Consider the following 13,350-nt stretch of genomic DNA (forward strand, 5'->3'; position numbering starts at 1 on the left):
CTCTCGAAGGGTTGACCGTGGCGGCGGGGTGCCGTTTTGATCAGTTTGTCTTATCGCGGTTGCCTGACGATTCGATCCACGACGCCGGACACGGCGACGCGTACGCACAAGAGGGCTCGCTCACAGACCGACCCGCGTCACAGCAAAAAGCCCCGGTCGGCTGACCGGGGCTTCGTTGGTGATCACGCTCGTGTCGAACGGGTCAAATCGTCAGGCAGATCTTGCCGAAGTGCTGGTTGGTTTCCTGATAGCGAAACGCGTCGGCCAGCTCTTGCAGGGGGAAGGTTTTGTCGATGAGCGGCTCGATGTTGCTGGCCTCGATGGCGCGCACCATGTCCTGCTGCTGACGGCGATTGCCTACCAGCACGCCTTGGAGCCGAATCTGCTTGGCGAGCATCGGCATGAGCGAGACCTCGCCGGCCACGCCGCTCAACACGCCGATGACGGCGATATGCCCACGGACACGAACGGCCGTCATCGACTGTGCCAGCGTATCCGGGCCGCCGACCTCGATGACGTGATCGACACCGATACCGCCGGTGATATCACGCGCGGTCTGGCCCCAGTTCTTGTCCTGCTTGTAGTTGATCAGGTGATCCGCGCCCAGTGCGCCGAGTCGCTCGAGCTTGGCGTCGCTCGACGAGGTGGCGATGACCGTGGCCCCGCAGTGCTTGGCGAACTGGAGCGCAAAGATCGAGACCCCGCCCGTGCCTTGCACGAGCACGGTTTCGCCCGGCTTTAGCGCGCCGTCTTCCATAAGCGCACGCCAGGCCGTCAGGCCCGCGGTGGTGAGCGTGGCCGCCTGGACAGGCGTGTAATTCGATGGCGCCGGAGTGAACGCCTGGGCCGAGCGGGTGACGCGTTCGCAGGCATAGCCGTCGATGCCGTCGCCCGGCACGGTGTCGAAGCCTTCGACTTCGGTTTCGCCGTCGTACCAGGTGGTAAAGAACGTGCTGACGACGTGATCGCCCACGGCAAACTCGGTGACGCCCTCGCCGATGGCTTCGACTTCGCCGGCACCGTCGGCCATGGGCACGCGGTCTTCGCTCAGCGCGCCCCACAGGCCGGTGACCACGGCATAGTCGTGGAAATTGAGGGAGTTCGCCCGAAGACGCACGGTGATTTCGCCGGGCCCAGGCGCGGCCACATCCCGCTGTTCGAGGCGGACTTTGTCGTAGCCGCTACCGGCACCGACGACGATGGTTTGATTGGACATATCCAAGCTCCTTTAAACGATTCGTTATTTCGTTAAAAAACGAAATGTATGTCGAAAAGATATCAGAGATTGGCGCGGATGTCGTCCAACAATGTGTCGATGGCAGCTTCGTTGCGGCGATAGTAGGTCCACTTGCCAATGCGCGTGGCCTGTACGAGTTCGGCGCGCTGGAGAATCGCCAGATGGGTCGATGCCGTCGACGGCGACATGCCCGCCTTGGATTGGATATGGCTCACACAGACGCCAATACCCACCGGATCGCCGTGCGCCTGGGCCGGGAAATGCTCGGCCGGCGCGCGTAACCAGGCCATGATCTGCAAGCGAGTATCGCTGGCCAGCGCCTTGAGTTGATCGACCATCATGCGTTCACGATAACGGCTTCGTCGGGCGTTGTCGCCGAAAGTTCACGCAGCCATCTTGGTGGTGCGATCCGGCAAGTTGGTCACACACCCGCTGCTCGATGCGTATTCCTGGATCACCCAACGAGCGCTCGCCGCTAGTGCCAAAGCTTGTCGCGCGAGGCCTCGGCCGCTTGGAGACGTTCCAGATAGTCGTTCCAGTTCGCTTCGTAGGCATCGCCGAGCTCGCGCAGCTCTTCCCAGGAGAAGATGCCGGTGTTGTGGCCGTCGTCGAAGTGGAGCTGGATGGCGTAGTTGCCGACCGGTTCGATCTTGTCGACGCCGACGTCGCGCTTGCCGGTGACCAGTTCCATGGGGCCGCCGTGGCCGCGGACCTCGGCGGAGGGGCTGTAGACGCGCAGGTATTCCAGCGGCAGCTCGTAGCGGGCGCCGTCGGGGTATTCGACCTCGAGCACCCGGGATTTCTGGTGCAGTGTGATGTCGGTGGGTGCGTCCATGGCGGATGTCCTGTAGGCGAAAAAAAGCCGGGCCGCGATGGTATCGCGACCCGGCCCGAGCGTACCGACCTGTCGACTACAGAATATAGCGCGACAGGTCCTCGTCGGCAGCCAGGTCCTTGAGCTTGGAATCGACGTAGGCGGCGTCGATGGTCAGCGTCTCGCCGGTGCGGTCCGGGGCGTCGTAGGAGATCTCCTCCATGAGGCGCTCCATGACCGTGTGCAGGCGGCGGGCGCCGATGTTCTCGGTGCCCTCGTTGACCTTGAACGCCATCTCGGCGATGCGGTGCACGCCGTCCTCGGTGAAGCTCAGCGTGACGCCCTCGACGTTCATCAGCTCGCTGTACTGCTCGGTGAGCGAGCAGTGCGGCTCGGTGAGGATGCGCACGAAGTCCTCGGCCTTGAGCGCGTCCAGCTCGACCCGGATCGGCAGGCGGCCCTGCAGCTCGGGGATCAGGTCCGAGGGCTTGGCCACGTGGAACGCACCCGATGCGATGAACAGGATGTGATCGGTGCGGACCATGCCGTACTTGGTGGAGATGGTGGAGCCCTCCACCAGCGGCAGCAGGTCGCGCTGCACGCCCTCGCGGGAGACGTCGCCACCCGAGCCGCCTCCGGCGTCCGAGCGCTTGCAGACCTTGTCGATCTCGTCGAGGAAGACGATGCCGGAGTTCTCGACCTGCTCGATGGCCTGGGTCTTGATCTGCTCCTCGTCGACCAGCTTGGCGGCCTCTTCGTCGACGATCTGACGATAGGCGTCCTTGATGCGGATCTTCTTGCGCTGGGTCTTGCCGCCCTGCATGTTCTGGAACATGGACTGGAGCTGGTTGGTCATCTCCTCCATGCCCGGCGGCGCCATGATCTCCATGCTCTGCTGGTTCTGCTGGAGTTCGAGCTCGATCTCCTTGTCGTCGAGCTTGCCCTCGCGCAGGCGCTTGCGGAACGCCTGGCGCGTGGCACTCGACTCGCTGGCGCGCTGGTCGGACTCGGAGGCCTCCTCCCAGTTCTTGGGCCGCGGCAGCAGCGCGTCGAGGATGCGCTCCTCGGCGGCATCCTCGGCCTTGACCCGCACCTGGGCCTTGGCGGCCTCGCGGGTCATCTTCATGCCGACCTCGACCAGATCCTTGACGATCGAGTCGACTTCCTTGCCGACGTAGCCCACTTCCGTGAACTTGGTCGCCTCGACCTTGGTGAACGGCGCGTTGGCGAGCTTGGCCAGACGGCGCGCGATCTCGGTCTTGCCGACGCCCGTGGGGCCGATCATGAGGATGTTCTTCGGCGTGATCTCGCCGCGGATGGCCTCGTCGAGCTGCATCCGCCGCCAGCGGTTGCGCAGGGCGATCGCGACCGAGCGCTTGGCATCGGCCTGGCCGATGATGTGGCGGTCGAGCTCGGCGACGATCTCGCGCGGGGTCATCTCGTGGCGCGGCAGCATGGGCGCCTCGCGGCGCTCCTCGCCGGCGGATCCGGGGGCTGTATCAGGCATGGTCCAGCACCTCGACGGTGATGTGATGGTTGGTATAGATGCAGGTGTCGGCGGCGATGTGCATCGCCTTCTCGGCGATGGTGGGCGCATCCATGTCGGTGTTCTCGGCCAGCGCCCGGCCGGCGGCCTGGGCGTAGGCGCCGCCGGAGCCGATGGCCATGCAGGCGTGTTCGGGCTCCATGACGTCGCCGTTGCCGGAGATCATGAGCGTGGCGGTCTCGTCGGCCACCAGCAGCAGCGCCTCGAGCCGGCGCAGGGCGCGGTCGGTGCGCCAGTCCTTGGCCATTTCCACGGCGGCCTTCACGAGCTGACCGCTGTGCTCGCCGAGCTTGCCCTCGAAGCGCTCGAACAGCGTGAAGGCGTCGGCCGTGCCGCCGGCAAAGCCCGCGAGGACCCTGTCGTCGTAGAGGCGGCGCACCTTGCGGGCGTTGCCCTTGAACATGGTGTCGCCCATGGAGACCTGGCCGTCGCCGGCCACGGCGACGCGGCCGTTGTGGCGCACGGCGAGGATGGTGGTGCCGTCGAATTGTCGCAAAGCGTTCACCCGCGTTGACGTCGATGGAGCCGACTTGGGGCCGCGCGCGCAGCGATTCAAGCGAGACCGCCGCCGGCGCCGTTCGGCGGCGGTTCAGCCGGCCTCGGGATCGCCCCCGCCGGGGCCCGCCTCGGGCGCGCTGTCGGCCGCGTGCCGGGCGCGCGGATGGGCGGCGTCGTAGACCCGCGCCAGATGCGCGAAGTCCAGATGCGTGTAGACCTGCGTGGTGCTGATATGGGCGTGGCCGAGCAGTTCCTGCACGGCGCGCAGATCGCCGCTGGATTCCAGCAGATGGGTGGCGAAGGAGTGGCGCAGCTTGTGCGGATGCAGGTGCACCGGCAGGCCGTGGCGACGGGCCCAGAGGTCCATGCGCCGGGCGACGCTGGAACGCGACAGCCGCGTGCCGTGGACGGAGACGAACAGCGCCGTCTCATCGGCCGCCGCCCACCGCTCGCGCACGGGCAGCCAGCGCGCCAGGGCGGCCGCCGCGCGGCGGCCCACCGGCACCGCGCGCTGGCGTGCGCCCTTGCCGAGCACGCGGGCCTCGCGCCCGGCCAGGTCCACGTCGGCCGCGTCCAGGCCCACGGCCTCGGCCAGACGAATGCCGGCGGAGTAGAACAGCTCCAGCAGGGCGTGGTCGCGGATGTCGATGTCGGTTTCGGGGGTCACATCCAGCAGCGCGGCGAGGTCGTCCACGTCCGCCGTCTCCGGCAGCCGCGCCGGACGTTTGGGCGCGCGCACGTCGACCGCGGGATTGGCCACGGCGCGGCCTTCGCGCATCTGCCAGACATAGAAGCTGCGCAGAGCCGAGAGCAGGCGGGCGAGGCTGGCCGGCTGGATGCCCTGCCGGTGCCGATGGGCGAGCAGATCGCGCACGTCGGCGTCGGTCACGCGCGTCCAGTCGGGGACGCCGCTATCGACGAAACGCCGGGCGGCCACACCCAGATCGCGGGCATAGGCGTCGCGGGTGTGGGCCGAGGCGCGGCGCTCGTGGGCCAGGTGCTCGAGAAAACCGTCGAGGCCGGCGGCCATGGCCTCGGGCAGCGCGTCGTCGGCGGGCCGGTTCATGCTCGACGTCGCGGCCGCTTCGCCGGGCCGGCCGGGCGGGTCGTGGCCCACGGCGGGCACGGCGCGCCTACGGCAGGACGTCCGGGCCGAGCAGGCGCTGCAGCGAGGCGGTGACCAGCTCGCCCATCAATTCCAGAAACAGGGTGCCCACCTCGGGGACGAAGCGCTGCGGCCGCCGGCTGGCCAGCACCAGCGCGCCGTGCACGCCGCGGCTGCCCAGCGGAATCATGGCCGCACTGGCCAGGGCCGGCACGTCGTGGCTGTCGGTGGCGAACAGGGCCTCGGACTGGTCCGCCGACAGCGGCCCGCAGATGGGCTTGCCGCGGCGGAAGACGTTGGTCAGGGCGCGGTCGGCCTCGGCGTCGCTGCCCAGGGCGTGGATCTCGCCGTCGGCGTGGGCGGTCGTGCCCTCCAGGCCGATGTAGATGTGGTCCACGTCCAGGTGCTGCTGCATGCAGTAGTCCAGCTCGCGGACCATGGTCGCGGCGTCCTCGGCCTCGACCAGCACCTTGGCGAGCCGGTTCATCTGCACCACGCGCTGCTCGTTGGCGCGCGCGGTCTCGATGAGTTCGTTGAAACGCGACTGCAGCTGCCGGTTGTGGGTCCGCAGCACGCCCACCTGGCGTTCGATCAGGGAGACCGCGTTGCCGCTGTCATGGGCGACGTGCAGCGCCTCCAGCGCGGCCGGGTAGCGGTCGAAGAAGTCCGGATGCGCCTGCAGATAGGCGGCGATCTCGGCCTCGTCGAGCTGGGGCGTGGAGGTCTGCTTCTCGGCTTCGTTCATTGCGAAACATCTCTTGCGTTGCCTGACGCCGTCTGCGCCTCGACCCCGATGATGCGGTCGCCGGCGCGCGGTCCACCCTTCATCCAGACGATACCAGCTTGCCGTCGAACACGCGCTCCGCCGGGCCGGACAGAAACACGGGCTCGCCCGGCCCGGCCCAGTCGACGCGCGCCCGCCCGCCGGGCAGATCCACGGCCACGGTCGGGTCGAGATCGCCCGCGGCGATGCCGGCGACCACCGCCGCCGCGGCGCCGCTGCCGCAGGCCAGCGTCTCGCCGGCGCCGCGCTCGAACACCCGCAGCCGCACGTGGTCGCGGGCCAGCGGCTCGAGGAAGCCCACGTTGACGCGCTCGGGAAACGCCGGATGCGATTCCAGCGCCGGGCCGATGGTGTCGACCGCCGCGGTGTCGACGTCGGCCACCCGCAGCACCGCGTGCGGGTTGCCGATGGCCAGCGCCGCGAAGGTGACCCGGCTGCCGGCGACATCGTCGAGGCTGTAGCCGGGCGCGGCGTCGAAGCCGGCCAGCGGGATGCGCGCCGGGTCGAACTCGGGCACGCCCAGGGCGACGCGGTAGTGATGGTCGCCCAGCGCCTCGATGACCATGCGGCCGTCGCGGATGTCGACCGTGATGGTGTCCCGATCGGTGAGCCCGTTCTCGCGCACGAAACGCGCAAAGCAGCGCGCGCCGTTGCCGCACTGGCCGGACTCGCTGCCGTCGGCGTTGAGGATGCGATAGCCGAAGTCCGCGTCGGCGCTGCGCGGCGGCTCGACCAGCAGGATCTGGTCGCAGCCGATGCCGAACCGGCGATCGGCGATCCGCCGGGCCCGGGCCGTGTCCAGGTCGATCGGCGTGGCGGTGGCGTCGATCACGACGAAGTCGTTGCCGAGGCCGTGCATCTTGGTGAAGGCGAGTGTCATGCAGCGCCCGCGGCTATTCGGCGGTGGCCGAGTCGTCGGCCGCGCCCGCGGTCTCGTTCTCGCCCGCGGCGTCCTCGCCGGCCGGCTCTTCGTCGGCCTCGCCAGCGTTACCGTCCGCGTCGCCGTGATTCATGTCCTCGTGGTTCATGCCCGGCTCCGCGTCCGCATCGGTGGCGACGCCCGGCGCGTTGGCGCGCACGATCGCGGCCGCGGGCAGTTCCGCATCCTGGCTGCCACAGGACAGGATCAGCTCGACCTGGTCGCCGGCGGCGTAGGGCTGGCTGGGCGAGAACAGCATGACGTGGCGCCCGCCCGGCTCGAAGGCCACGCGCTCGCCGGCGGGCACCACGACCCGCTCCATCGGCTGCATGCTGGCCTGGCCGTCGTCGTTGACCACCGTTTCGTGAACTTCGGCGCGCTCGAACTGGGTGCTGCTCACGCCGTTGACGACGACCGTGTCGTCGCCGCTGTTGTCGAGCGTGAAATAGGCGCCCATGACGTCCATGCCCGACGGCGCTTCGCGCACCCAGGGATCGCCCACCTGGAGGCCGCCGCAGCCGGGTGCTTCGGACTGGCCGCAGGCCGACAGGCCCGCCGCCAGCAGGACGGCCACGCCGAGGCCCGCGGGCCGTTGGAAACGCTGCATCATCGCCCCTCCTGTACAAATGTTATATATTAACGCAAAGCAACCGCCAGGGAGGCCTTGCCGTGCGCCGCGCGTCATCCAGCAATTTTACCGGCAAACTCGACAAGACCGCAGTCGCGCTGTCCGGACTGTGCCTGGTGCATTGCCTGGCCCTGCCGCTGTTGATCGCGGTCTTTCCGGTGCTGGGCTTCACGGTGGTCGAGCACGAGACCTTCCATCAGCTGATTCTGATCGTGGTCATCCCCACCACGGCGATCGCGCTGGGCGTGGGCTGCCGGCGTCACCGCAGCCGTCTGGTGGCCGTGCTCGGCATCCTCGGCGTGCTGGCCCTGGTGGTCGCCGCCTTCGTGGTCCACGCCATGGGCACGGAGGCGCTGGAGCGCACGGTCACCGTCGCCGGCGGGCTGGTGCTGGCCGCCGCCCACGTGCGCAACTTCGTGCTCACGCGGGCCCTGCACGATCATCGCCACCATGCGGCGCAGCCGGCCCCGCCCGGCTGATACGCCGCCCATGCCATGCTGTACGCATCATGAGTGACACGTTTGGCCAAACCGTATTCGAGGCTCCCGGCCACGATCACGACGCCTGCATTCGCGGGGCGCTGGCCCGTGCGGACGCGCTCTGCGCCGAGCGCGGGCTGCGGCTGACCGCGATCCGGCGCCGGGTGCTCGAGCTGATCTGGGACAACCACCGGCCCACCAAGGCCTACGATCTGCTGAGCGCGATCAGCGCCGAACGCGGCAATGCCGCCCCGCCGACGGTCTATCGCGCGCTGGATTTCCTGCTGGAGGCCGGGCTGGTGCACAAGATCGAGTCGCTGAACGCCTTCGTCGGCTGCGATGCGGGCCACGAGCGCGGCCACCCCAAGTTCCTCATCTGCCGGCGGTGCGAACACGTCGCCGAGATCCCCGGCCCGGCGGTCGACAGCGCGATCGCCCGCGAGGCCGAGCGCAGCGGCTTCACCGTCGATCACGAGACCATCGAGATCGGCGGCATCTGCCGGCGCTGCGCCGCCGCCGACTGACCGATCGCTGTACGAAACAGCATTCCATCGTCATCGACTAAGGTGGCATAACGACCCGACGCACCGCACCGCTAGACTCGGATCAAAGCCGGCAGCCGCCGGCGATCGCCAGAACAAAAGCGACGATCTATGGTGCGGAGCAACGAGCGAGAACCGCGTCGAGCCGGCGCGGACGCGGGCCGATGAGCGATGCCATCCTGCAGGCCCGCGGGCTGACCAAGACGTTCGCCGGCTTCACCGCCGTCGAGAACGTCGACCTCGACGTCGTCCGCGGCAGCATCCACGCGCTGATCGGGCCCAACGGCGCGGGCAAGACCACGGTGTTCAACCTGCTCACCCGCTTCATCACACCGACCGCCGGTTCCATCGTCTACGACGGCACCGACATCACCCGCGCCAAGCCGACCGCGATCGCCCGTCAGGGGATGGTCCGCTCGTTCCAGATCTCGGCGATCTTCGGGCATCTGTCGGTGCTGGACAACGTCCGCGTCGCGCTGCAGCGCCATCAGGGCAAGGCCTATCACTTCTGGCGCTCGGAGAAGATGCTGGACTCGCTGACCGACCGCGCCATGGCGCTGCTGGACGAGGTCGGCCTGGCCGAGTTCGCCGACACCCTGGGGGTGGAACTGGCCTACGGCCGCAAGCGCGCGCTCGAGATCGCCACGACGCTGGCCCTGGACCCGCGCCTGATGCTGCTCGACGAGCCGACCCAGGGCATGAGCGCCGAGGACGTGGGCAAGGTGACCGAGCTCATCCGTCAGGTCGCCGCCGACCGCACGATCCTGATGGTCGAGCACAATCTGCAGGTGGTCTCGCGCCTGGCGGACACAATCACCGTGCTCAACCGCGGCGAGATCCTGGCCGAAGGGCCCTACGAGACGGTCTCGCGCGATCCGGCTGTCATGGAGGCCTACATGGGGACGGCCGATGCCTGAACTGCTCGCCATCGAGAATCTGCACGCCTGGTACGGCGAGTCGCACATCCTCCACGGCATCGAGCTGTCGGTCGCCGAGGGCGAGGTGATCACGCTGCTGGGCCGCAACGGCGCCGGCCGCACCACCACGCTGAAGTCGATTCTGGGCATGGTGGACAAGCGCACCGGCTCCATCCGGCTCAACGGCCGCGAGGTGATCAAGGAGCCGACGCACAAGATCGCCCGCATCGGCATGCTCGGCTACTGCCCCGAGGAACGCGGCATCTTCTCGCGCCTGACGGTGGACGAGAACCTGGCGCTGCCGCCGAGGCTGGGCGACAGCGGCATGAGCCGCGACGAGATCTACGCGATGTTCCCGAACCTGGCCGAGCGCCGGCGCAGCACGGGCACCCAGCTGTCCGGCGGCGAGCAGCAGATGCTGGCCATGGCGCGGGTGCTGCGCACCGGGGCCCGTGTCCTGCTGCTCGACGAAGTCACCGAAGGACTGGCGCCGGTCATCGTGCAGACCCTGGGCCAGACCATCCGCCAGATGCGCGACCGCGGGCTGACCATCGTGCTGGTCGAGCAGAACTTCCATTTCGCCGCGCCGCTGGCCGATCGCCACTACATCATCGAACACGGCGCGGTGGCCGAAGTCGTCGCCGCGCACGAGGCCGAGGATAAACGCGAACGCATCAACGCGTTCCTCAGCGTCTGATCGGACGCTCACAACACGAACGACAACCCACCGGGGGAGACCATGAACAAGCCATTTCTGACCGCAGTGTGCACGACCGGCGCGCTGATGTTCGGCGCCGCGCAGGCGGCCGACGGGCCGTCCGACGGCAGCGTCAAGATCGGCGTGCTCACCGACATGTCCGGCGTCTACGCCGCAATCGAGGGGCCGGGTTCGGTCATCGCTGCCGAGATGGCCATCGAGGACTTCGGCGGCGAAGTCCTCGGCAAGCCGATCGAACTGACCTCGGCCGACCATCAGGAAAAGGCCGACGTGGCCTCCTCGATCGCCCGCCGCTGGATCGACCGCGATAACGTCGACATGATCGTGGGCATGGTCAACTCCGCGGTGGGGCTGGCGGTCCAGGGCCTGGCCTCGGACAAGAAGACGATCACCATGAACACGGGCGCCGGCTCGCAGGAGCTCACCGAGAGCCAGTGCTCGAAGTACGGCATCCACTACGTCTACGACACCTACGCGCTGCCGGTGGGCACCGCCACGGCGATGGTCGAGAACGGCGGCAAGAAGTGGTTCTTCATCACCGCCGACTACACCTTCGGCCACTCGCTGCAGAAGAGCACCGCCCGCGTGGTGGAGAACCTGGGCGGCGAAGTCGTCGGCGAGGTCAACGCGCCGCTGGCCACCAGCGACTTCTCGTCCTATCTGCTGCAGGCCAGCAGCTCCGGGGCCGACGTGATCGCCCTGGCCAACGCCGGCAACGACACCGTCAACTCGATCAAGCAGGCGCATGAATTCGGCATCGTCGACCGCGGCCAGAAGCTGGCGGGCATGCTCGTGTTCCTGTCCGACGTCAAGGCGCTGGGTCTGGAGACCGCCCAGGGGCTGCAGTTCACCACCGCCTTCTACTGGGACCGCACCGAGGAATCCCGTGAGTGGTCGCAGCGCTTCCTGGAGAAGCACGACGAGATGCCGACGATGGTCGACGCCGGCGTGTATTCCTCGACGCTGGCCTATCTCAAGGCGGTCGAGGCCGCGGGCACCGACGAGGCCGACGCCGTGCGCGCCGAGCTGGGCGACATGAAGATCAACGACTTCTTCGTCAAGGACGGCTCGATCGAGCCCAACGGCCTGATGCCGCACGACATGTACCTGGTGCGCGTCAAGCAGCCCAGCGAGTCCGAGGGCCCGTGGGATCTGCTCGAGGTGGTGAGCACCATCCCGGCCGATCAGGCCTATATCGCCACCGAGGACAGCGCCTGCCCGCTGCTCGACGAATAACGGCCCGCACCGGAGCGAACGCGCGATGAGTCTCAACGCGATTCTGGCCCAGACGATGCTCGGGCTGAGCCAGGGCGTGTTCTACGCCATGCTCAGCCTGGGCCTCGCGATCATTTTCGGGCTGCTCAACGTCATCAACTTCGCCCACGGCGCGCTCTACATGCTGGGCGCGTTCGTGGCACTGATCGGCTATTCGTATCTGGGACCGTGGCTGGGCCAGCCCGACTGGCACATGGGCTTCTGGACCGCCCTGGTGGTCGCGCCGCTGCTGGTCGGCGGTCTCGGCATGCTCATCGAGCGCTTCCTGCTCCGGCGGCTGTACGACTTCGACCATATCTACGGCCTGCTGCTCACCTTCGGCATCGCGCTGATCCTGCAGGGCCTGTTCGCCAACTACTTCAACATCTCCGGCACCCCGTATCCGGGCCAGCCGGAGAGCCTGTCCGGGATCGTGAACCTCGGCTTCATGTACTTTCCCAAGTACCGGCTGTTCGCGATCCTGCTCTCGATCGTGGTCTGTTTCGCGACCTGGTTCGTGATCGAGCGCACCTCGCTGGGCGCGGTACTGCGGGCCGGCGTCGAGAACCCCAAACTGGTGGAGGCCTTCGGCATCAACGTGCCCCGCATGGTCACCCTCACCTTCGGCTTCGGGGTCGCGCTGGCCGCGCTCGCCGGCGTGCTGGCCGCGCCGATCTATTCCGTCAGCCCGCTGATGGGGGCGGATCTGATCATCACCGTGTTCGCGGTCGTGGTCATCGGCGGCATGGGCTCGATTCTCGGCGCCATCGTCACCGGGCTGATGCTCGGTCTGGTACAGGGGCTGACGCAGGCGCTGTACCCGCCGGCGGCCAACACGGTGATCTTCTTCATCATGGTCGTCGTCCTGCTGATCCGTCCCGCCGGCCTGTTCGGCAAGGTCGTCTGAAATGTCCGTCATGAACCGTGTCTTCTGGATCGTGCTAATCGTGGCGGGCCTGATCGCGCCACATTTCGTCTACCCCGTGTTCGCGATGAAGCTGCTCTGCTTCGCCCTGTTCGCCTGTGCCTTCAACCTGCTGCTGGGCTATGCCGGGCTGCTGTCGTTCGGGCATGCGGCGTTTTTCGGCGGTGCGGCCTACATCACCGGCCATGCGGTCAAGGTCTGGGGCCTGAGCCCCCTGCCGGGCATCCTGGTCGGCACCCTTTTCGCGATGGTGCTGGGGGCGATCTTCGGCAGCCTGGCGATCCGCCGCCAGGGCATCTATTTCGCGATGATCACGCTGGCGCTGGCCCAGATCATCTTCTTCCTCGCCCTCAAGCTGCCGTTCACCGGCGGCGAGAACGGGCTGCAGGGCGTGCCCCGCGGCACCCTGCTGGGCGTGGTCGATCTGAGCGATCCGATCGCGATGTACTACGTCGTGTTCGCGATCTTCATGATCGGCTTTCTCATCATCTACCGCACGGTGCACTCGCCGTTCGGCCAGATTCTCACCGCCATCCGCGAGAACGAACCCCGGGCCCGGTCGCTGGGCTACGACGTCGAGCGCTTCAAGCTGATCGCGTTCACGATCTCGGCCGCGCTCGCCGGCACCGCCGGCGCGACCAAGGCGCTGGTGTTCCAGTTCGCATCGCTCACGGACGTGCACTGGCAGATGTCCGGCGAGGTCGTGCTGATGACGCTGCTCGGCGGCATGGGCACGCTGTTCGGCCCCGTCGCCGGTGCGGTGACGATCGTGACGCTGCAGAACGAGCTCGCCGGCTTCGGATCCTGGGTTCAGGTCGCCATTGGCTCGATCTTCGTGGTCTGCGTGCTGCTGTTCCGCCGCGGTTTCGTGGGCGAGCTGGCGCGCCGTCTCGGCGCGAAATCGGCCTAGGCGCCGTCGAGCGCATCAACCGTCGCCCGCGCGGATTAACAGCGGGCGGCAGGCAGTCGCCGAGCCGGCGTTGA

Annotated in this window: 16 protein-coding genes; 7 read left to right on the forward strand and 9 right to left on the reverse strand. The window is 67.9% G+C overall.

Annotated features, from left to right (window positions below; translation table 11 throughout):
- Positions 1–202 precede the first annotated feature (202 nt).
- The 9 genes from SAHL_RS10375 to SAHL_RS10415 form a co-directional block, all read right to left on the reverse strand.
- Positions 203–1,216: a zinc-dependent alcohol dehydrogenase family protein gene (locus SAHL_RS10375; protein ID WP_006913865.1), complete on the reverse strand. Its 1,014-nt coding sequence runs from the start codon at positions 1,214–1,216 to the stop codon at positions 203–205.
- Positions 1,217–1,278: 62 nt separating this feature from the next.
- Positions 1,279–1,578: an ArsR/SmtB family transcription factor gene (locus SAHL_RS10380; RefSeq protein WP_021031400.1), complete on the reverse strand. Its 300-nt coding sequence runs from the start codon at positions 1,576–1,578 to the stop codon at positions 1,279–1,281.
- Positions 1,579–1,712: 134 nt separating this feature from the next.
- Entirely contained in the window at positions 1,713–2,072 is a 360-nt protein-coding gene (locus tag SAHL_RS10385; RefSeq protein WP_123591346.1) for a gamma-butyrobetaine hydroxylase family protein, read from the reverse strand.
- Between the two features lie 76 nt (positions 2,073–2,148).
- A complete protein-coding gene (gene hslU / locus SAHL_RS10390; RefSeq protein WP_184947630.1) occupies positions 2,149–3,489 on the reverse strand; it encodes an ATP-dependent protease ATPase subunit HslU in 1,341 nt (446 codons plus the stop codon).
- A 61-nt stretch (positions 3,490–3,550) separates the two neighbouring features.
- Positions 3,551–4,093, reverse strand: a complete 543-nt coding sequence (hslV, locus tag SAHL_RS10395; protein WP_123591348.1) for an ATP-dependent protease subunit HslV — start codon at positions 4,091–4,093, stop codon at positions 3,551–3,553.
- Positions 4,094–4,186: 93 nt separating this feature from the next.
- Entirely contained in the window at positions 4,187–5,161 is a 975-nt protein-coding gene (xerC, locus tag SAHL_RS10400) for a tyrosine recombinase XerC (protein WP_123591349.1), read from the reverse strand.
- 67 nt (positions 5,162–5,228) lie between these two features.
- Positions 5,229–5,945 carry a DUF484 family protein gene (locus SAHL_RS10405; protein WP_123591350.1) on the reverse strand — a complete coding sequence of 239 codons (717 nt, stop codon included), beginning with the start codon at positions 5,943–5,945 and terminating at the stop codon, positions 5,229–5,231.
- A 79-nt stretch (positions 5,946–6,024) separates the two neighbouring features.
- Positions 6,025–6,864, reverse strand: a complete 840-nt coding sequence (gene dapF, locus SAHL_RS10410; protein WP_123591351.1) for a diaminopimelate epimerase — start codon at positions 6,862–6,864, stop codon at positions 6,025–6,027.
- A gap of 13 nt (positions 6,865–6,877) precedes the next feature.
- The gene (locus SAHL_RS10415) at positions 6,878–7,510 is read right to left on the reverse strand and encodes a copper chaperone PCu(A)C (protein ID WP_123591432.1); all 633 of its coding nucleotides are present in this window, start codon (positions 7,508–7,510) and stop codon (positions 6,878–6,880) included.
- 62 nt (positions 7,511–7,572) lie between these two features.
- Between SAHL_RS10415 and SAHL_RS10420 the strand changes: the two genes are divergently transcribed.
- The 7 genes from SAHL_RS10420 (at position 7,573) to SAHL_RS10450 (ending at position 13,276) form a co-directional block, all read left to right on the forward strand.
- Positions 7,573–8,010, forward strand: coding sequence for a MerC domain-containing protein (locus SAHL_RS10420; protein WP_123591352.1), 438 nt, complete (start codon positions 7,573–7,575; stop codon positions 8,008–8,010).
- 29 nt (positions 8,011–8,039) lie between these two features.
- On the forward strand, positions 8,040–8,534 hold the full coding sequence (locus SAHL_RS10425; protein WP_123591353.1) for a Fur family transcriptional regulator: 495 nt from the start codon (positions 8,040–8,042) through the stop codon (positions 8,532–8,534).
- 182 nt (positions 8,535–8,716) lie between these two features.
- Positions 8,717–9,469 (forward strand): ABC transporter ATP-binding protein, encoded by a 753-nt coding sequence (locus tag SAHL_RS10430; RefSeq protein WP_123591354.1) that lies wholly within the window; start codon positions 8,717–8,719, stop codon positions 9,467–9,469.
- Positions 9,462–10,166, forward strand: a complete 705-nt coding sequence (locus SAHL_RS10435; RefSeq protein WP_123591355.1) for an ABC transporter ATP-binding protein — start codon at positions 9,462–9,464, stop codon at positions 10,164–10,166. Before SAHL_RS10430 ends, SAHL_RS10435 begins: the two co-directional genes overlap by 8 nt.
- Before the next feature lie 42 nt (positions 10,167–10,208).
- Positions 10,209–11,423, forward strand: coding sequence for an ABC transporter substrate-binding protein (locus SAHL_RS10440; RefSeq protein WP_123591356.1), 1,215 nt, complete (start codon positions 10,209–10,211; stop codon positions 11,421–11,423).
- Between the two features lie 25 nt (positions 11,424–11,448).
- Positions 11,449–12,348, forward strand: a complete 900-nt coding sequence (locus tag SAHL_RS10445) for a branched-chain amino acid ABC transporter permease (RefSeq protein ID WP_123591357.1) — start codon at positions 11,449–11,451, stop codon at positions 12,346–12,348.
- Between the two features lie 10 nt (positions 12,349–12,358).
- A complete protein-coding gene (locus SAHL_RS10450; protein WP_123591433.1) occupies positions 12,359–13,276 on the forward strand; it encodes a branched-chain amino acid ABC transporter permease in 918 nt (305 codons plus the stop codon).
- Positions 13,277–13,350 lie beyond the last annotated feature (74 nt).

This window comes from Salinisphaera orenii subsp. halophila YIM 95161 (genome assembly GCF_003732545.1).
Classification (GTDB): domain Bacteria; phylum Pseudomonadota; class Gammaproteobacteria; order Nevskiales; family Salinisphaeraceae; genus Salinisphaera; species Salinisphaera orenii_A.